Below are 17907 nucleotides of genomic sequence, written 5' to 3'. Positions count from 1 at the left end.
TCCATTTCTTTTCGCAGCTTTCGTCGTCTTTTCCGCTGGCCCGGTTCTGGCCAATCCCGAGCAGCCGAAGCTGCCGCGCGGGACGTAGGTGATGCGTTGCACCTTCGAGACCGGCCATCTGTCGAATTCGACACCCGGCGAGGTCGATCTGCTGAAAATCCCGGGCGGGGAATGGAAGGTCTATGACACGTTCCTCCATCATTTCGACTTGCCGTTGCAGCCGGTGCAGGTGCTTGTCGACAATCCAAAGCGCACGACGTTTGGCTGGAAGGTCGACAGGCTCAAGACCAAGCGCAACTACTACACCCCGCGCGTCGAGTTTCGCGTGACCCGTTTGAAGGCCAGCGGTAAGGCCTCGATCGCGGTGCGCCCGCGAGGCTATCGGTCTGAGACGGCATGGGGCTCCTGCGATCCGATCCATGAGATTCGAGCCGGGGCAGGTGGCGCGGCCTCTTCGTCGTAGAATTCCGACAAGACATCGCAATCAGAGGCGGGCGCCCCTGAGCGTCCGCCATCTGTCGAACGTGAAGAGGGTGTTTGGCGGCACGTCTGACCGTTGCCGACCTCTGGATGCGCGCGGACACGTTTTGCGACGCCGCGAGACGGAAGTTCAGCCCTCTACGGTGACCCTCGTCCCTCGAGCTTCATGCGCGAGCTCGTCGCTCAGGGCACGAGGACGTCCTCGGACGCCGCCAAATCTGGGTGCTGCGTCCTGAGTGCGACGCGCGTTTCGCTGGCTTTGCGACGCGCGGCTGTCAGCTCCGCCATCGCCTGTTGGTCGTCGATGCGCCCGAGATCGGCGCCGCCGAATTCGTAATCGAACGGGACGTCGTGAAGCTCAGGATCAACCTGGAAAATAATATCGTTAACCGCAAAGCTGTTTTTGCGATAACCCTCTTCGATTGAAAGAGACAGGGATATCAGATGTCGACTGTTGAAGGGCGACATGAAGAAGTTTCGCGTAAGTGCCGGGAAAATGAGCCCGATTGTCGAGCTATAGTATATTTCGAGGAACATGAGATCGACTTGGCGCTTCGCAGCGTTTTCGGGAAGCGTTTCGACCCAGTTCTGATACTCGGGAAGAAACGTCCTGTATGTCTTGCGGTCGAACGCTTTGCCCGGAACGATCAGCAGGCGTTTGATTTGCCAGCGTAGGTTATTTCTTCCGTCCTCGCCCAGCTTGTCGATGAACACGGCACGCAGCAAGTCGGTTTGGTGGCCGCGCAGGATCACCATCCTATCCTCGAGGCATTCATGCAGCCCGTGAGCGACTTCTCGGGTCAGCTTTTTCTTGAAGCCGAGCGCGGCATGGAATTCGGCTTCGAACCGCGAAACATCCTCTTCAGAGACCTTGATATTCCGCTTGTCGTGGATTTCATGGTCGACCTGCAGGACCTTCGCGAGTGTTCCAGCGATCGTTGCGTCGATCCTGCTCGCGTAATTATGGATATGGGTGAAAAATTGGTCGAAGCCCGCGAGGTTCGTGCGCGATATCGAAGCGAGCAAGCGGCTATCCTGCCCTCCCGATAACGGGAGCGCAGTTTTGAAATTGGCGTTGATCTCTCCGATAACCTTCGAGGTGCGTTGAATTATTTCTCCGTAAATATCGTCATGCGATCGATCTGTCGTGAAATCCTCATCGCGCGGCCAAAAGCGAGTTTCGGAAAAGTCATTGAGATCGAGGTAGAAATTCGGATTACCGCGACGGACATCCTTATCGTAGGTATGAAACAGGCTGTAATTGCCTTCGCCGCGCTCGATAAGAGAATGGTCGTATAGCGGATGAGGTGTTGTGTCGCGCTCGATGCAAAGGGCAAGGCTCGACGCGACCTGTCGCTCTTCACGGTCATAGACCATGCCATTCATACCGACTGCGTCACTGTAAAATCGCTTTGAACCGCCTTTGGAAATAAATACATTATACCGACCGGAAACGTAAAAGAGCCAGTCTTCGAAATCCTCGAAGAAGCTATCGCGATCCAAATCGAGTGACGGGATTTTATGGGTGCCCTTCACCAAGGTCTCGTTATCGACTCCGATACCGATGAAAAGGCCGATCGCACGGCCCTTGGCATCTTCCAGCTTCGAAACGCATACTCCGTCGCCGACATGAAGGTGCCAGCCGCCGAAACTGTATCGCTTCAGGATCGTGTCCGAAATCTCACGTTGTGTCAGGAGATATTGCCAGCGCGAAATTTTCTCGAAATTGATGCCTGCTTTCGCGCAGTCGGACTCCGCTCTAATCGTCGTCATTCACAAATCTTTCTGAAAATTATGAATAGATTAAGGTGCCGGTAAAATTCGTTACGATCCTATAATCCGGGACGGTCTTGTCAACGCTACCGGTAGGGCGGTCGACAAGAAACAGGGGCCTCCGTGTCGCCAACGACGTTCAGGGCCCGATCTGGCCAACAAACGAAAACGCGCGCCGGGGGCGGGCCTCGGCGCGCGTTTTTGCTTTGGGGATTGCGGATTACTCCAGTTCGACCAGCAGATCCTTCGCGTCGATCTGCGCACCCGGCGAGACATGGATCGCCTTCACCGTGGCTTCGCGGTCGGAATGGATGCCCGTCTCCATCTTCATCGCTTCGATGGTCAGGAGCATATCGCCCGGTTTCACTTTCTGGCCGACATTGACCGCGATCGAGGCGATCGAGCCCGGCATCGGCGCGCCGATATGGTTCGCATTGCCTGCCTCGGCCTTCGGCTTCGCCGCCGTCGTCGCCTTCACCGCGCGGTTCGGGACGCGCACGGCGCGGGGCTGGCCGTTGAGTTCGAAATAGACCTTAACTTCGCCCAGCTCGTCGGTCTCGCCGGTGGTGAGATAGCGGATTTCCAGCGTCTTGCCGGGGTCGATCTCGGCGGAGATCTCGTCCTGCGGCTCCATCCCGTAGAAGAAGACCGGGGTCGGCAGGGTGCGCACCGGGCCATAGGCTTCGTGGCGGCTGGCGTAATCGGTGAAGACCTTGGGATACATCAGGTAACCCGCGAGATCTTCATTGTCGATTTCACGCCCGTCGAGCTGCTCGGAGACCTCCTTGCGGGCCGCTTCCAGATCGACCGGGGGCAGGTTCTTGCCCGGGCGCTCGGTCGAGGGATGCTCGCCCTTGAGCACCTTCTTCACAACACCCTCGGGCCAGCCACCGGGCGGTTGGCCGAGATTGCCGCGCATCATGTCGATGACCGAATCCGGGAAGGAGACATCCTTGGCCGGGTCGAGCACGTCTTCTTTCGACAGGCCCTGCGCGACCATCATCAGCGCCATGTCGCCCACGACTTTCGAGGACGGCGTGACCTTCACGATATCGCCGAAGATCTGGTTGGCATCGGCATAGGCCTGCGCCACCTCATGCCAGCGCTCTTCCAGCCCCAGCGAGCGCGCCTGCGCCTTGAGGTTGGTGAACTGGCCGCCGGGCATCTCGTGCAGATAGACCTCGGAAGCCGGGGCCTCGAGGCCGCTCTCGAAGGCCGCATATTGGTGGCGCACGGCCTCCCAATAGTTCGACATCATGCGGATCGCGTGGATATCGAGGCCGGTATCGCGCTCGGTATGGGCCAGCGCCTCCACGATCGAGCCGAGGCAGGGCTGCGAGGTGCCGCCCGAGAACGCGTCCATCGCCGCATCCACCGCGTCGACGCCTGCATCGGCGGCTGCGAGAATGGTCGCGCCCGCGATACCGCTCGTGTCATGGGTGTGGAAGTGGATCGGGATATCGACCTCTTCCTTCAGCGCCGCGATCAGCTTGCGGGCGGCGGCGGGTTTCAGAAGGCCCGCCATGTCCTTGAGACCCAGCACATGCGCGCCTGCGGCCTCCAGCTCTTTCGCCATGCCGATATAGTATTTCAGGTCATATTTGGCGCGGTCGGGATCGAGGATATCGCCGGTGTAGCAGATCGTGCCTTCGCAGATCTTGCCGCTCTCGATCACCGCATCCATCGCAACGCGCATGTTCTCGACCCAGTTCAGCGAGTCGAAGACGCGGAACACGTCGACGCCGCTCTCCGCGGCCTGCTTAACGAAGAATTGCACCACGTTGTCGGGGTAGTTCGTGTAGCCCACGCCGTTCGAGGCGCGCAGCAGCATCTGCGTCAGGATATTGGGCATTTCCTCGCGGATGTCGCGCAGGCGCTGCCACGGGCATTCCTGCAAGAAGCGATAGGCCACGTCGAAGGTCGCGCCGCCCCAGCATTCGACCGAGAACAGGTCGCTGAGGTTCGAGGCATAGGCGGGCGCGGCCTTGATCATGTCGATCGAGCGCATCCGGGTCGCAAGCAGCGACTGGTGGCCGTCGCGCATCGTGGTGTCTGTCAGCAGCAGCTTCTTCTGCGCCTTCATCCAGTCGGCGACGGCCTTCGCGCCTTCCTTCTCCAGCAGGTTCCGGCTGCCCGGTTTTGCCTCATCCTTGTAGGCGGGCAGGCGCGGCGGTTTCGCCTCCGCATGGGGCTTGTTGCGGCCCGCGGTCTCGGGGTGACCGTTCACGGTGATATCCGCGATATAGGTCAGGATCTTGGTGCCCCGGTCGCGGCGCTGCTTGAAGTCGAACAGCTCCGGCGTCGTGTCGATGAACTTCGTCGTGTAGCTCATGTCGAGGAAGGTCGGGTGCTTGAGCAGGTTGATGACGAAGTCGATATTCGTGCTCACCCCGCGGATACGGAATTCGCGCAGAGCGCGGTCCATCCGGCGGATCGCCTGATCGGGGTCCTGCGCCCAGGCGGTGACCTTCACCAGAAGCGAGTCGTAATAGCGGGTGATGACGCCGCCCGCATAGGCGGTGCCGCCGTCGAGGCGAATGCCGTTACCGGTCGCCGAGCGATAGGCGGTCAGGCGGCCGTAATCGGGGATGAAGTTGTTCTGCGGATCCTCGGTGGTCACGCGACATTGCAGGGCGTGGCCGGACAATTCGATCTCGTCTTGAGACTTGGCGCGGGTGGCCTCTGCCAGCGTCGCGCCCTCGGCGATCTTGATCTGGGCCTGCACGATGTCGATGCCGGTGACCTCTTCGGTCACGGTATGCTCGACCTGAACGCGCGGGTTCACCTCGATGAAGTAGAACTTGTCCGAGTCCATATCCATCAGGAATTCGACCGTGCCGGCACATTCATAGCCGACCGCCTGACCGATCTTCAGCGCGAGCTGGCAGACCTCTTCGCGCTGCTCGTCCGAGAGATAGGGGGCAGGGGCGCGTTCGACGACCTTCTGGTTGCGCCGCTGCACGGTGCAGTCGCGCTCGTAGAGGTGATAGAGATTGCCATGCGTGTCGCCCAGCAGCTGCACCTCGACGTGGCGCGCGCGGATGATCATCTTCTCGAGATAGCCCTCGCCATTGCCGAAGGCGGCTTCGGCCTCGCGACGGCCCTCGCGGACCTTCTCGACCAGTTCGTCCTCGCCAAGGATCGGGCGCATGCCGCGCCCGCCGCCGCCCCAGCTGGCTTTCAGCATCAGCGGGTAGCCGATCTCTGCGGCCTCTTTCTTGATCGCGTCGAAATCCTCGCCCAGCACCTCGGTCGCGGGGATGACCGGCACACCGGCCTTGATCGCCACGCGACGCGCCGAGGCCTTGTCGCCAAGCGCGCGCATCGTTTCGGCCTTCGGGCCGATGAAGGTGATGCCGGCGGCGTCGCAGGCTTCGACGAAATCGGGGTTTTCCGAGAGCAGGCCATAGCCCGGGTGGATCGCATCGGCACCGCTTTCCTTGGCGACGCGGATGATCTCTTCGATGGAGAGATAGGCGCCGACGGGGGAGAGGCCCTCGCCGATGCGATAGGCTTCATCGGCTTTGAAGCGGTGCAGGCCCAACTTGTCCTCTTCGGCGTAGACGGCGACCGTCTTCTTGCCCAGCTCGTTGGCGGCGCGCATCACCCGGATGGCGATCTCGCCACGGTTGGCCACGAGGATCTTGTTGAACATAGCGTTCTCCCTGTTGTCGAAAGTGGCCGCTACGGTACAGTTGCCGCGCCGCAGCGCAAGGGCCTACCTGCAAAGTTGGGCAAATTTACTGACCAAACCGCTCGGGTTTGCAAAGTCACGCTGCGCGACCGCAGGTCTGTCCCGGCCCGTCTGGGATTGACTAGACCGGCGCTCTGGGCAAGGTGGGGCGCATGATCGATCTGCGCCCGGTTGGATATATCATCGGAATGCTGACATCCGTGCTGGGGCTGACGATGCTTATCCCGGCGGCGGTGGATTTGGGTTATGGCGCAGCGCATTGGCTGGTCTTCGTCGAAAGCGCGGTGCTGACGACGACGGCGGGGGCGCTGCTGGCGCTGGCCTCGCGTGACGGGCTGGCTCGGACGCTGTCGATCCATCAAAGCTTTCTTCTGACCTCGCTCGTCTGGCTCACGCTGCCCTTCTTCGGGGCGCTGCCTTTCATGCTGGGCGTGCCGCATCTGTCGCTGGTCGATGCCTATTTCGAGGCGATGTCGGGGCTGACCACGACCGGCACCACCGCGATTCCGCATCTCGACGGGTTGCCGCCGGGGGTGAACCTCTGGCGCGGGTTGCTGCAATGGCTGGGCGGTCTGGGGATCATCATCGTCGCGATGATCTTCCTGCCGGTGATGAAGGTCGGCGGGATGCAGTTCTTCCGCTCGGAAGGGTTTGATACGCTTGGGAAAATCCTGCCGCGCGCGATGGATATCTCGACCGCGCTGATCCGCATCTATGTCGGGCTGACCATCGCCTGCGCGCTGACCTATCTCGGCCTCGGCATGAAGGGGTTCGACGCGATCATGCATGCGCTCACCACGATGAGCACGGGCGGGTTTTCCAATTACGACGCCAGCTTCGCCACCTATAAGGGCGCGCCGGAATACGCGGCCTCGGTCTTCATGGCGCTGGCGGCGATGCCCTTCATCCGCTTCGTTCAGGTGATGCGCGGCGACACGATGCCGCTCTGGCGCGACCCGCAAGTGCGCGCCTTCCTGCGCTGGATGGGCTATGCGATCGCGATCATCGTGCTTTACCGCATGATCCGTCATGAGGCGTCCTTCTGGCCGACGTTGCGCGAGGTGACGTTCAACGTGGTCTCGACCTTCACCGGCACGGGCTATGCCTCGGAGGACGTGACCCAATGGGGGCATCTGGCCTTCACGATCCTGCTGATTTCCGGGCTGATCGGGGGCTGCACGGCCTCCACCGCCTGTTCGGTCAAGGTGTTCCGCTACCTGATCCTGCTCGAAGCGATCAAGGCACAGATCCAGCGGCTCTATTCGCCGCACCGTCTGCTGAAAGTGCAATATGACGGCCGCCCGGTCGAGGATAGCGTGGTCAACTCGGTGATGGCCTTCTTCTCGCTGTTCATCCTGATTTTCGGGTTGCTGATCATCGCGCTGACCTTCACCGGCCTCGGGACGGAGACTGCGATGACCGCTGCCTGGACCTCGATCGCGAATATCGGCCCCGCATGGGGGCCGGAGATCACTGCGAACGGCTCTGTCGCGGATTTCCCTGACAGCGCGAAATGGCTGATGAGCGCGGCAATGTGCCTCGGGCGGCTCGAACTGATGAGCGTGCTCGTGCTGCTGCTGCCGCGCTTCTGGCGGGGCTGATTACTTCCAGCAGGAAATCTGCACCACCATCCCGTCCGCGATCTGCTGCAGGTCTTCCGGGTCGCGATTGGCCGAGATGCCTGCGGCTTTCGGGGTGAAGCCATTGTCCGACAGGCCCGGCGCCATCGCCTTCGCCTGCAGCGCAACAGTCAGGTTGTCGGGCAGCACGCGGTTCGCGTCGCCGCCCGAGGGCAGCAACATCCCCACGACCGCGCCCGTGCCGTCGAGCACCGGCCCGCCCACGTCGCCCGCGCGGGTCTGCGCCTCGATCCGGGCCTGACTGTCTTGCCCCTCCAGCCCCTTGAGCGCTGAGAGCGTGCCGAAATTCAGCACCGGCGCGGAGAGCGCTTCGGGATAGGAGAAGCCCGCCACCGCCACCTTGCTCCCGGCCATCGGGGCATCGGGGTTGAATTTCGCGACTTCCTTCGGCGCGAGCGTGTCTTTCGGGGTCAGGACCGCATAGCCCTTGGCGCCGCCGTCGAAGCTGAGCGAGGCGGGGTGATCCTCGATGGTGATCCGTCCGCATTGGTCGAGCCCCTCGGCGGCGGTCAGCACATGGCCATCGGCATCGATGAAGAAGCCCGAGCGCGAGAAGATCGGCGCGCGTTTCTCGATCCCCGCCATCAGGGCGGCCCGCGTCACCGACATCGGCTGGCCGAGCGTCGCATCGAGCGACGAGGTGCCGATGGGCGTGAAGCTCTTTTTCATCGCGTCGAGCACGCGGGCCCGGCGCGTGTCGTCCCCGGCGGGCCAAACCAGCGTGAAGCCCTTGATCTGCCCGCGCGAGAGTTCCGCATGGGTGTAGGACTGCACCGCGGTGTTCTGGCCTTCGATGGTGAAGCTGTTGCCGCGAATGTTGCGCTCGCCCCCCGTCGGCACGATTTCGAGCGTCTGCATCGCGTCATAAAGACCGCGCAGCCGGGCCGCATCGCCGGGTTGCGAGATCAGCAGAACCTGCACGCCGCTGCCATCCTTGGGCGCGTAATTCACGAAGGGCGCGTTGTAGCGGTCGAATTTCACCAGCCCCATCGGCAGGTCGATCCGGATGCCGGCCTGATCTTCGGTCACGGTCTGCAGCCCCAGCGCCGCGCGCTCGGAGGCGACCTTGTCCAGAAGCGCCGCCTGCTGGGTCGAGGACAGCACGCCGGTCGGCTCGTAATCGTTCTTCATCTGCCAGTCGGCGATCGAATTGCGCGTGCCGCGGCCGAAAATTCCGTCGATAGCTCCCTGATAGCTGCCTTCCCATTCCAGCGCGGTCTGGATGTCGCGCTTGGTTTGCGGAGCGAGCGCAGCTTCCAGTCGGCGCGAATCCCGTAGCGTCTCGACCGGTTCGGGCGCGGGAGTGACCTCTTGCGGGGCAGGGGTGTCGGCTGTCGCTGTGGTGTCGGGGTTCAGCGGCTCAGGCGCGGTGGCGGTGTCTTGTGCGGACGTGTCTGGGGGCGTGGTCTGGCCATCCGTTTGCGCGGTCGCATCCGGCCCGTCCAGAGGCTCCACGTCGATCGGGGCGGGCATCGGCGCGCCGCGCACGTCGCTTTGCGTGTCGGCTTGCGGGGCGGGCTGTTCGGGCGCCTGCGCGGGGGCGTTCAGGGTCGCGCCGACCGGCCAGAACTGCTGGCGGAAGTTGTTGCCATCGGCCACGAAACTGTCGCGCGGGATCAGCCCCTCGCGGCGCAGAACCCGGCGGCGCGCATTCGCCTCCGCATCGTCGGCAAAGGGGCCAAGCGCGATCGCATACCACCCGGAATCGAGCCGGAAACCGGTCGTGTCGGGGAACATGCCCGCCCAGTCGCGGGCGCGCGCTTCGGCTTGGGCAAGCGAGCTTTTCGCCTCGATCTGCACCCAGGCTTCGGCCCAGGCCGTGCCGGTCCAGACCATGCCGGTGAGGCTGGCTCCGACGACGATCGAAACTGTCCGTGAAATTGCCCGCATTGCTGCCCCCGTAATACCTGCTTTTCCCTCGACCTTAGCGCAACGAGGGGCGAGGTCACCCCCCAAACGGCCCCGATCGGGTCATGAAATCCGCCGTTGTGGGGCGGGGGCCTCAGCTTTGCACGTCGAGCGCCGAAGATCGTCCGCCCTAATCCTTGCAGGGCGTTGACGCCCCCGCGCCCCTTGCCTAGAGAGAAGGCGCTTCAACGGAAGGTGCGAAATATGGCAAACCCGGACGCCCCGAAATCCTTTCAGGAAATCATCCTGCGCCTGATGAGCTATTGGGCCTCGAAAGGCTGCGCGGTGATGCAGCCTTATGACATGGAAGTGGGGGCAGGCACCTTCCACCCGGCGACGACGCTGCGCGCGCTCGGCTCCAAGCCGTGGGCGGCGGCCTACGTCCAGCCCTCGCGCCGTCCGACCGATGGCCGCTATGGCGAGAACCCGAACCGCCTGCAGCACTACTATCAGTATCAGGTGCTGATCAAACCGAGCCCGCCGGACCTGCAGGAGCTGTATCTCGGCTCGCTCCGCGCAATCGGGATCGACACCGAACTGCACGATATCCGCTTCGTGGAAGACGACTGGGAAAGCCCGACGCTCGGCGCGTGGGGGCTTGGCTGGGAGGTCTGGTGCGACGGGATGGAAGTCAGCCAGTTCACCTATTTCCAGCAGGTCGGCGGCCATGACTGCAAACCGGTCTCGGGCGAGCTGACCTACGGGCTCGAGCGTCTGGCGATGTATGTGCTGGGCATCGATCACGTCATGGACATGCCCTATAACGACCCGTCAGCGCCGATCGCGCTGAAATACGGCGACGTGTTCCGCCAGACCGAGCAGGAATATTCGCGCTGGAATTTCGACGTGGCCGATACCGAGACGCTGCTGCGCCATTTCGAGGATGCCGAGGCCGAATGCGAACGTATCCTCGCCTCGCCCGAGGCGGACGATGCGGGCCGCAAGATCATCATGGCGCATCCTGCTTACGACCAGTGCATCAAGGCGTCGCATCTCTTCAACCTGCTCGACGCGCGCGGCGTGATCTCGGTCACCGAGCGTCAGGCTTATATCGGCCGCGTCCGTGCGCTGGCCAAGGCCTGCGCCGACGCTTTCGTGCAGACCGAAGCGGGCGGGGCCTCGCTGAATGAAGCCAACGAGGCTGTCGCGTGAATGGTAAGCTCATCGGAGGCGGCATCGTGGTAATCGCGCTCGTCTTCGGCGCGGTGGTCTATTATTCGCAGGAATACGGCTATTACGACGAGATCGCGCCGGGCTCCGACGCGGCGAAAGTCTCGCTGATGGAGCTGGACGGCACGACGCAGGACCAGCTGCAGGCCGAGGGCTACAAGGGGATCGACGCGGACAGCTCGCCCCTGCGCTACCGGGCCTGCTTCGACACCGATCTGTCGATTGCAACGGCGACCGAGACCTATGAGGTCTATGACCGACCGACCCCGCTGATCGGCCCGAAATGGTTCGACTGCTATGATGCGAAAACCATCGGTGCGGACCTTGAGGCAGGCCGCGCGGTGGCCTTCCTGTCGCAACACAATATCCACCCCGGCGTTGACCGCGTCGTGGCTCTTTATCCCGATGGCCGGGCCTATGTCTGGCACCAACTGAACGACGAAGCGGAGAAATGACATGCCCGATCTTCTGATTGAACTGTTCTCCGAAGAAATCCCTGCGCGGATGCAGCCCAAGGCCCGCGAGGATCTGAAGAAACTGATTACCGATGGCGTGGTCGAGGCGGGTCTGACCTATGCCTCCGCCGGCGCTTTCTCGACCCCGCGCCGCCTGACGCTGACCGTCGAGGGGCTGACCGCGAATTCGCCGACGCTCCGCGAAGAGCGCAAGGGCCCGCGCACCGATGCGCCGGAGAAGGCGATCGAGGGCTTCCTGCGCTCGACCGGGCTGAGCATGGATCAGCTCGAGGCGCGCGACGACAAGAAGGGGCAGGTCTATTTCGCGGTGATCGAAAAGCCCGGCCGCCCCGCGACCGAGATCGTGGCCGAGGTGCTGGAGAAAACGATCCGCAACTTCCCCTGGCCGAAATCGATGCGCTGGGGCGAGGGCAGCTTGCGCTGGGTGCGCCCGCTGCATTCGATCCTCGCGATCCTGACCGACGAGGCCAGCGCGACCGTCGTGCCGCTCGACGTGGACGGCATAAAGGCGGGCGACACCACGCGCGGCCACCGCTTCATGGCGCCCGACGTGCTTCAGGTCTCGGGCTACGAGAGCTACGCCAAGCAGTTGAAAACCGCCAAGGTCATGCTCGACCCCAATGAGCGTGCCGAGGCGATCGACCACGATGCCGCGCAGATGGCCTTCGCCAAGGGCTGGGAAGTGGTGCCGGACAAGGGTCTTCTGGCCGAGGTCTCGGGCCTCGTCGAATGGCCCGTCACGCTGATGGGCGAGATCGACGGCGAATTTCTCGACCTGCCGCCCGAGGTGCTGCAGACCTCGATGAAAGAGCATCAGAAATTCTTCTCGGTGAAGAACCCCAAGACCGCCCGGATCGAAGGCTTCGTGACCGTCGCCAACCGCGAGACCGCCGATCACGGCGCGACCATCCTCGCGGGCAACCAGAAGGTACTCTCGGCGCGTCTGTCGGATGCCAAGTTCTTCTGGGAAAACGACCTGCGCACCGTTCAGGCCCACGGGCTCGAAGGGATGGGCGCGGGGCTCGATGCCGTGACCTTCCATAACAAGCTGGGCTCGCAGGGCGACCGCATCCGCCGCATCGAAAGCCTCGCGCGTGAAATCGCGCCTCTGGTCGGCGCGAAGCCCGACCTCACCGCCGAGGCCGCCCGCGTCGCCAAATCCGATCTGCGCTCGGAAATGGTCTATGAATTCCCCGAACTGCAGGGCGTCATGGGTCGCTACTACGCGCAAAAGGCGGGGCTGTCCGACGCCGTCGCCGATGCCTGCCGCGACCACTACGCGCCGCTTGGTCCGTCCGACGATGTGCCGTCCGAGCCCGTCTCGGTCGCCGTTGCGCTCGCCGACAAGATCGACACGCTGACCGGCTTCTGGGCGATCGACGAGAAACCCACGGGGAGCAAAGACCCCTTCGCACTGCGTCGCGCGGCGCTGGGCGTTATTCGGCTGGTGCTGAGCAATGGGCTGCGGCTGTCGCTGCTCGGCGACGCGATTAACGTTTCGAACACGGTTCTAACCACGACCTTGAATCTTTCGTTGACCGATGGGCGCGCTCGACAAGCCGACCTCCTCTCCTTCTTCCACGACCGCCTCAAGGTCCACCTGCGCGATGCGGGTATCCGTCACGACGTGATCGACGCCGTGCTCGCCATGCCGGGCAGCGACGATCTCACCCTCGTGGTGAAGCGGGCCGAGGCGCTGTCGGACTTCTTCAAGACCGACGATGGCGAGAACCTGATCCAGGGCTTCAAGCGCGCGAACAACATTCTCACGCAGGCCGAGGAAAAGGACGGGGTGGAATACAGCTTCGGTGCTGATCCGAAATTCGCGGAAACCGACGAGGAAAAGGCCCTCTTCGCCGCGCTCGACGCCGCCGAAGCCAAGATCGCCCCGGCGATGGCAGACGAAGATTTCGCCGCCGCGATGTCCGCGATGGCCGACCTGCGCGCGCCGATCGACGCCTTCTTCGAAGCGGTGCAGATCAACGCCGACAACCCGATCCTGCGGCGCAACCGTCTCAACCTGCTTTCGCGCATCCGGCAGATCTGTCTCGATGTGGCCGACCTCACCAAGATCGAAGGCTGATCCTTCCTCTTGGTGTAAATATCCCCGCCGGAGGCGCCCCCACGGCGCCTCCTGTCGCAAGGCCGAAACAGGGCGGGCCAGTGACGCCAGGTGTTCTGTCCGAATGTCACACTTGCGAGGGCGGGGAATCAGCCTATCCTGCGTCGAGAGAGAAGGCGCGCTGCAATGCAGAAACCCGTTGAAAACGCTGATTTTGTGACCCTTACGCCCACGGCGTCGGTCGATAAGGCGCGTCACGGCTGGCGTGCGAAATGCCTTCAGCGGCTGATCCGGCTCGACCTTCCCGTCCCGAAAACCGTCGCTCTGCCCGCCGAAACGGTGCGCGCGATCGCGTCGGGACAGGTTTTCGACATGGCCGCGATCGCGGATTGCTTCGGGCCGCAGATGCTGGTCTCGGTGCGGCCGAGCCCGGAAAATCCCGAATGGGGCGGGCCGGGCACGGTGCTCAATGTCGGCATGAATGACGACATGCATGCGGTGCTGTCGAATACCCATGGGAGTGAGGCCGCCGATGCGCTTTATTTGCGCTTCGTTCAGCTTTACTCGATCCATGTCGCGCGGCTCGATCCGGACATGTTTCAGCAGGAGCCAGGGCCGGGTGCACTGGAAGCCGCGCTCGACGCCTATGAAGAGGAAACCGACGAGCGGTTCCCGCAATCGGGCGCCCAGCAGCTGGCCGAGGTGCTGCGCTCCATGGCGCGGGCCTGGGAGGGCACGACGGCGCGGCTGCTGCGTCAGGCCAAAGGCGCGCCGCCCGATGCGGTGCTGGGGCTTCTGGTGCAGGAGATGGCGCTGGGGATCGGGCCGGGCCTGTCGGGCTCGGGCACGATGCAATTCGTCGATAGCGTGACCGGGGCTCCGCAGATCACCGGGCGGTTCCGCGGCCAGAGCCAAGGCCGCACCAGCGCGGTCGAGACGCTTTATCTCACGCGCGATCCGCGCGGGGCCTCGCTCGAAGAGGCGGATGGCCGCGTCTTCGACACGCTGAAGGATTACGGCGCGCGCTGCCGGGTGAAGCTGCGCGAAGAGATGCAGATCGAGTTCACCATCGAAAGCGGCAAGGTCCATGTGATCGACGCGGTGCGGGTGCCGCGCTCGTCGCGGGCTGCCGTGCGCATCGCGGTGGCGCTGGCCAACGACGATGTGATCTCGCGCGAGGATGCGCTGCTCCGGGTCGAGCCGCGCGCGATCACGGAGCTTTTGCACTATCAGGTCGATCCGCGTGCGCCGCGCGACGTGCTGGCGCGCGGGATCGCGGCGTCTCCGGGGGCGGCGACGGGCAAGATCGTGTTCTCTGCGGCGGCCGCGCAGGCCTCTGCGGCGCGGGACGAACCCTGCATCCTCGTGCGTCGCGAAACCTCTCCCGAAGATATCCGCGGGATGCATGCCGCTGTCGCCGTGCTGACCGAACGCGGCGGGATGACTTCCCACGCGGCGGTGATCGCGCGCGGTCTGGGCCTGCCCTGCATCGTCGGCGCCGAGATCGAGATCAACAGCCGCGAGCGTCAGTTCCGCGGTCCCAAGGGACGGCTGTTCCGCGAGGGCGACACGATCACGCTCGACGGGACCAATGGCGAGGTGCTGGTGGGGACGGCAGAGATGCTCGCGCCCGCGCTGGATGACGGGTTCCGCACGCTTCTGAGCTGGGCCGATCTGGTGCGCGATATCGGTATCCGCGCCAATGCCGACACGCCGGAGGATGCACGCACCGCGCTGATGTTCGAGGCGGACGGGATCGGCTTGTGCCGGACCGAGCATATGTTCTTCGACGAAGACCGTCTGACGGTGATGCGCGAGATGATCTTCGCCGATGGACCGGAAGATCGCCGTGCAGCACTCGACCGGCTGCTGCCGATGCAGCGGGACGATTTCGGGGCTCTGTTCGAACTGATGAAGGGGGAGCCGGTCTGCATCCGTCTCTTCGACCCGCCGCTGCACGAATTCCTGCCGCATGACCGCGAGGGGATGCGTGAACTGGCCGAGGCGCTGGACCGTCCGCTGTCCGAGGTCACGCGCCGGGTAGAGGCCCTGTCCGAGTTCAACCCGATGCTGGGGATGCGTGGCGTGCGCTTGGGCGTGACTGTGCCCGAGATCTACGACATGCAGGCCCGCGCGATCTTCGAGGCCACAGTGGAGGCGCTCCGCCGTGGCGCCGAGGTGGTGCCGGAGATCATGATCCCGCTCGTTTCCGCCTCGCGCGAGGTGGAGATCGTGAAAACCCGGGTCGATGCGGTTGCCGCCGCCGTGCGCACCGAGACCAAGGAAGACTTCACCTACCGCCTCGGCGTGATGGTGGAGACGCCCCGTGCGGCCCTGCGCGCCGGTGAGATCGCCGAACACGCGGCCTTCCTGTCCTTCGGGACCAATGACCTTACTCAGATGACCTACGGGCTCTCCCGCGACGATGCGGGCCGCTTCATGTCGACCTATGTGAACCAGCAGGTCTATAGCGAAGACCCGTTCCATATCCTCGACGTCGAAGGGGTAGGGGAGTTGCTGCTGATCGGGGCCGCGCGCGGACGCTCCGCCCGGCCCGATGTCACGATCTCGGTCTGCGGCGAACATGGCGGAAACCCCGAATCAATCGCCTTCTGCCGGGCCGCGGGATTCGATTATGTCTCCTGTTCGCCTTTCCGGGTGCCGGTCGCTCGTCTCGCCGCTGCCCATTTCGCACTCCTTGCGCCGCGCGGTCGATCTTTTCCCTAGAGGTAAGGTCACAGAAGCGAAAATTTGGCCGTTTTTCTCAAATACCATTGGCAAATCTTCGCGCGTCGCGATATGCGATTCGACAGGGACATCGCACGCAAATCACCGTGCATTTTGGCAAGAATCCGCCGTGACTCCGTAGGGGGTCGCGCATTTTTTCGTGAAAACCTAGACATGGATAGCTCGCTCGGGTAAGCGATGCGCCGTCGCGGCTCAATGGGGGGTGCGCGGCGATTGACCTTATCGGAAGAAAACCATGTCACTGCTGAAAAGCTGGACGGGGGGTGCTGCCATCCTCCTCGCCCTCGCCGGAGGCTTGCGTGCCGAAGTCACGGTAAGCCAGTCGAACGACCCCACTGAGGTCGCCGAACAAGGACTGATGTCGGTCCTGTGGACGGAGCGCTCCGCGATGAGCGCGATCGACAAACGACGCGTCACCGCGCTCACCATGGCGCCGGAACGCTCGAAAAAACATGCGACTCTGCCGGAAGTCCTTTCGGCCAAGTGGCTGGCCGCGCAACCCGCTGCCAAGGGTGGCGAGCAGTTCCAATGCCTCTCGCAGGCGCTTTACTTCGAAGCGCGTGGCGAAGGCGTGAAGGGCCAGCAGGCCGTCGCCGAGGTTATCCTGAACCGTGTCGACGATCCGCGCTTCCCGGGCTCGATCTGCGGCGTTGTCCATCAGGGCAATTCGCGCGCCTGCCAGTTCAGCTGGTATTGCGACGGTCGCTCCGACACCGTCCGCAACAAGGGCGCCTACGCCGAAGTCGCGAAAGTCGCCCGGGCGATGATCGATGGCGCGCCGCGCTCGCTGACCGACGGGGCGACCTACTTCCACACGCGCGCCGTGCGCCCGAGCTGGTCGCGCCGCTTCGCGAAAACCGCGTCGATCGGCCATCACATCTTCTACGCCAACCCGGTGCGCACCGCCTCGAACTGAGGCCGCGCTTTCAGGGGCCCGCGTCGCGGGCGGGCGATGAAATGACGGTTGAGGGTGGGCTTCGGTCCGCCCTTTTTCTATGCTCGACATGACTGAAAAATTCCCGAGGCGCGCATGAGTTCCGATATTTCCCTCGCCTTTTCGCATCCCGAAGCGCGGGCGGCGGCCTCTGCGCCGACTGACCCCCGGGATCGCATCTCGCTGCGCGACCATGTGGTGGAGGCCGATATCGGTGCCTTCCAGCAGGAGCGCGGACATACGCAGCGCCTGCAATTCAACGTGGTGGTGGAGGTGCGGCCCACGCCGGAGCCGCTCGAAGACGATGTGGATCGCATTCTCTCCTATGACCGGATCACCGAGGCGATCGCGGCGGAATTGGCGGAAGAGCGGGTGAACCTGCTGGAGACGCTCGCAGCCGGCGTGGCAGAGCGTATCCTCGCCAGCCCGCAGGCGATGCGCGTCTTCGTACGGATCGAAAAGCTCGACCGCGGCCCCGGCGCGCTTGGCGTCGAGATCGTGCGCTCCCGCGCCTCCGTGCCGGTGAAAAGCGTGGACGAGAGTGGGGTGGAGGAAAGCCTGCACCCGGTCGTCGCCTATCTGTCGAACGCGGCCATCGACGCGCCGGACCTCGCGGCGCGGCTAGACGTGCTGCAGGAGACGGGCCATCCCGTGATCCTTGCCGTGGGGCTGCCCGACGGCGCCGTGCCCGAAAGCGGGCAGGGGCCCACGCAGCGCCGCATCGACCTTCTCGCGATCGAGCAGAACGCCTGGCGGCTCGCTGCGCGCGATCCGCGCTGCGTTGTGGTTGCCACCCGCACCGAGATCGACTGGGCGATGCGCCACGGCCAGATGGTCGTCTGGGCGCCCTCCAAGATCGTGCTGGACGCGACCGACGGCCCGAAAAGCCCCGCGCGCGACGCGATGGCGCTGGCGCTGTGGCTGGCCGAGCAGATGGCCGCGACCCGGCTGGAAGTTCACGGGACTGTTTCAGCCCCGGCAGGAAGCCGCGTGCCGGTCGAGACGCGCCCGCTCTGAACGGC

The 17907-nt window shown here is 63.8% G+C and carries 11 protein-coding genes; 8 read left to right on the top strand and 3 right to left on the bottom strand.

Features of this window, described 5'->3' with window-relative positions:
- Nucleotides 1-91: 91 nt before the first annotated feature.
- Nucleotides 92-463 (top strand): hypothetical protein, encoded by a 372-nt coding sequence (locus AKL02_RS14605; RefSeq protein ID WP_083079023.1) that lies wholly within the window; start codon nt 92-94, stop codon nt 461-463.
- 200 nt (nt 464-663) lie between these two features.
- On the opposite strand, the gene AKL02_RS14600 is transcribed toward AKL02_RS14605, so the two are convergent.
- Nucleotides 664-2253: a hypothetical protein gene (locus AKL02_RS14600; RefSeq protein ID WP_083079024.1), complete on the bottom strand. Its 1590-nt coding sequence runs from the start codon at nt 2251-2253 to the stop codon at nt 664-666.
- A 220-nt stretch (nt 2254-2473) separates the two neighbouring features.
- Entirely contained in the window at nt 2474-5908 is a 3435-nt protein-coding gene (locus tag AKL02_RS14595) for a pyruvate carboxylase (RefSeq protein ID WP_083079025.1), read from the bottom strand.
- Nucleotides 5909-6099: 191 nt separating this feature from the next.
- Here AKL02_RS14595 and AKL02_RS14590 point away from each other — a divergent pair, with 191 nt between their 5' ends.
- Nucleotides 6100-7548: a TrkH family potassium uptake protein gene (locus tag AKL02_RS14590; protein ID WP_078604551.1), complete on the top strand. Its 1449-nt coding sequence runs from the start codon at nt 6100-6102 to the stop codon at nt 7546-7548.
- Here the strand turns inward: AKL02_RS14590 and AKL02_RS14585 are convergent, their stop codons facing one another.
- On the bottom strand, nt 7549-9477 hold the full coding sequence (locus AKL02_RS14585; protein WP_083079026.1) for a trypsin-like peptidase domain-containing protein: 1929 nt from the start codon (nt 9475-9477) through the stop codon (nt 7549-7551).
- Between the two features lie 222 nt (nt 9478-9699).
- Here AKL02_RS14585 and AKL02_RS14580 point away from each other — a divergent pair, with 222 nt between their 5' ends.
- The 6 genes from AKL02_RS14580 to AKL02_RS14555 all read left to right on the top strand — a co-directional run bounded on the left by AKL02_RS14580 (nt 9700) and on the right by AKL02_RS14555 (nt 17902).
- Entirely contained in the window at nt 9700-10647 is a 948-nt protein-coding gene (locus AKL02_RS14580; protein WP_083079027.1) for a glycine--tRNA ligase subunit alpha, read from the top strand.
- A complete protein-coding gene (locus AKL02_RS14575; RefSeq protein WP_078520276.1) occupies nt 10644-11120 on the top strand; it encodes a DUF6446 family protein in 477 nt (158 codons plus the stop codon). The genes AKL02_RS14580 and AKL02_RS14575 overlap by 4 nt, the downstream gene beginning before the upstream one ends.
- A 1-nt stretch (nt 11121) precedes the next feature.
- Nucleotides 11122-13224: a glycine--tRNA ligase subunit beta gene (gene glyS, locus AKL02_RS14570; protein ID WP_083079028.1), complete on the top strand. Its 2103-nt coding sequence runs from the start codon at nt 11122-11124 to the stop codon at nt 13222-13224.
- A 165-nt stretch (nt 13225-13389) separates the two neighbouring features.
- Entirely contained in the window at nt 13390-15930 is a 2541-nt protein-coding gene (locus tag AKL02_RS14565) for a putative PEP-binding protein (protein ID WP_078541859.1), read from the top strand.
- 256 nt (nt 15931-16186) lie between these two features.
- Nucleotides 16187-16867, top strand: coding sequence for a cell wall hydrolase (locus AKL02_RS14560; protein WP_078541858.1), 681 nt, complete (start codon nt 16187-16189; stop codon nt 16865-16867).
- 114 nt (nt 16868-16981) lie between these two features.
- Nucleotides 16982-17902 carry a dihydroneopterin aldolase gene (locus AKL02_RS14555; protein ID WP_083079029.1) on the top strand — a complete coding sequence of 307 codons (921 nt, stop codon included), beginning with the start codon at nt 16982-16984 and terminating at the stop codon, nt 17900-17902.
- Nucleotides 17903-17907: the final 5 nt, after the last annotated feature.

This window comes from Thioclava electrotropha, from assembly GCF_002085925.2.
Taxonomy (GTDB): Bacteria; Pseudomonadota; Alphaproteobacteria; order Rhodobacterales; family Rhodobacteraceae; genus Thioclava; species Thioclava electrotropha.
The sequence above is the reverse complement of the archived record's forward strand: the minus strand, read 5'-3'. Positions and strand labels throughout refer to the sequence as shown.

What these genes read in the sequence shown, in the direction of transcription:
- AKL02_RS14605 (WP_083079023.1), top strand. Translation starts at nt 92, where the DNA reads ATGCGTTGCACCTTCGAGACCGGCCATCTGTCGAATTCGACACCCGGC.
- AKL02_RS14600 (WP_083079024.1), bottom strand. Translation starts at nt 2,253, where the DNA reads ATGACGACGATTAGAGCGGAGTCCGACTGCGCGAAAGCAGGCATCAAT.
- AKL02_RS14595 (WP_083079025.1), bottom strand. Translation starts at nt 5,908, where the DNA reads ATGTTCAACAAGATCCTCGTGGCCAACCGTGGCGAGATCGCCATCCGG.
- AKL02_RS14590 (WP_078604551.1), top strand. Translation starts at nt 6,100, where the DNA reads ATGATCGATCTGCGCCCGGTTGGATATATCATCGGAATGCTGACATCC.
- AKL02_RS14585 (WP_083079026.1), bottom strand. Translation starts at nt 9,477, where the DNA reads ATGCGGGCAATTTCACGGACAGTTTCGATCGTCGTCGGAGCCAGCCTC.
- AKL02_RS14580 (WP_083079027.1), top strand. Translation starts at nt 9,700, where the DNA reads ATGGCAAACCCGGACGCCCCGAAATCCTTTCAGGAAATCATCCTGCGC.
- glyS (WP_083079028.1), top strand. Translation starts at nt 11,122, where the DNA reads ATGCCCGATCTTCTGATTGAACTGTTCTCCGAAGAAATCCCTGCGCGG.
- AKL02_RS14565 (WP_078541859.1), top strand. Translation starts at nt 13,390, where the DNA reads ATGCAGAAACCCGTTGAAAACGCTGATTTTGTGACCCTTACGCCCACG.
- AKL02_RS14560 (WP_078541858.1), top strand. Translation starts at nt 16,187, where the DNA reads ATGTCACTGCTGAAAAGCTGGACGGGGGGTGCTGCCATCCTCCTCGCC.
- AKL02_RS14555 (WP_083079029.1), top strand. Translation starts at nt 16,982, where the DNA reads ATGAGTTCCGATATTTCCCTCGCCTTTTCGCATCCCGAAGCGCGGGCG.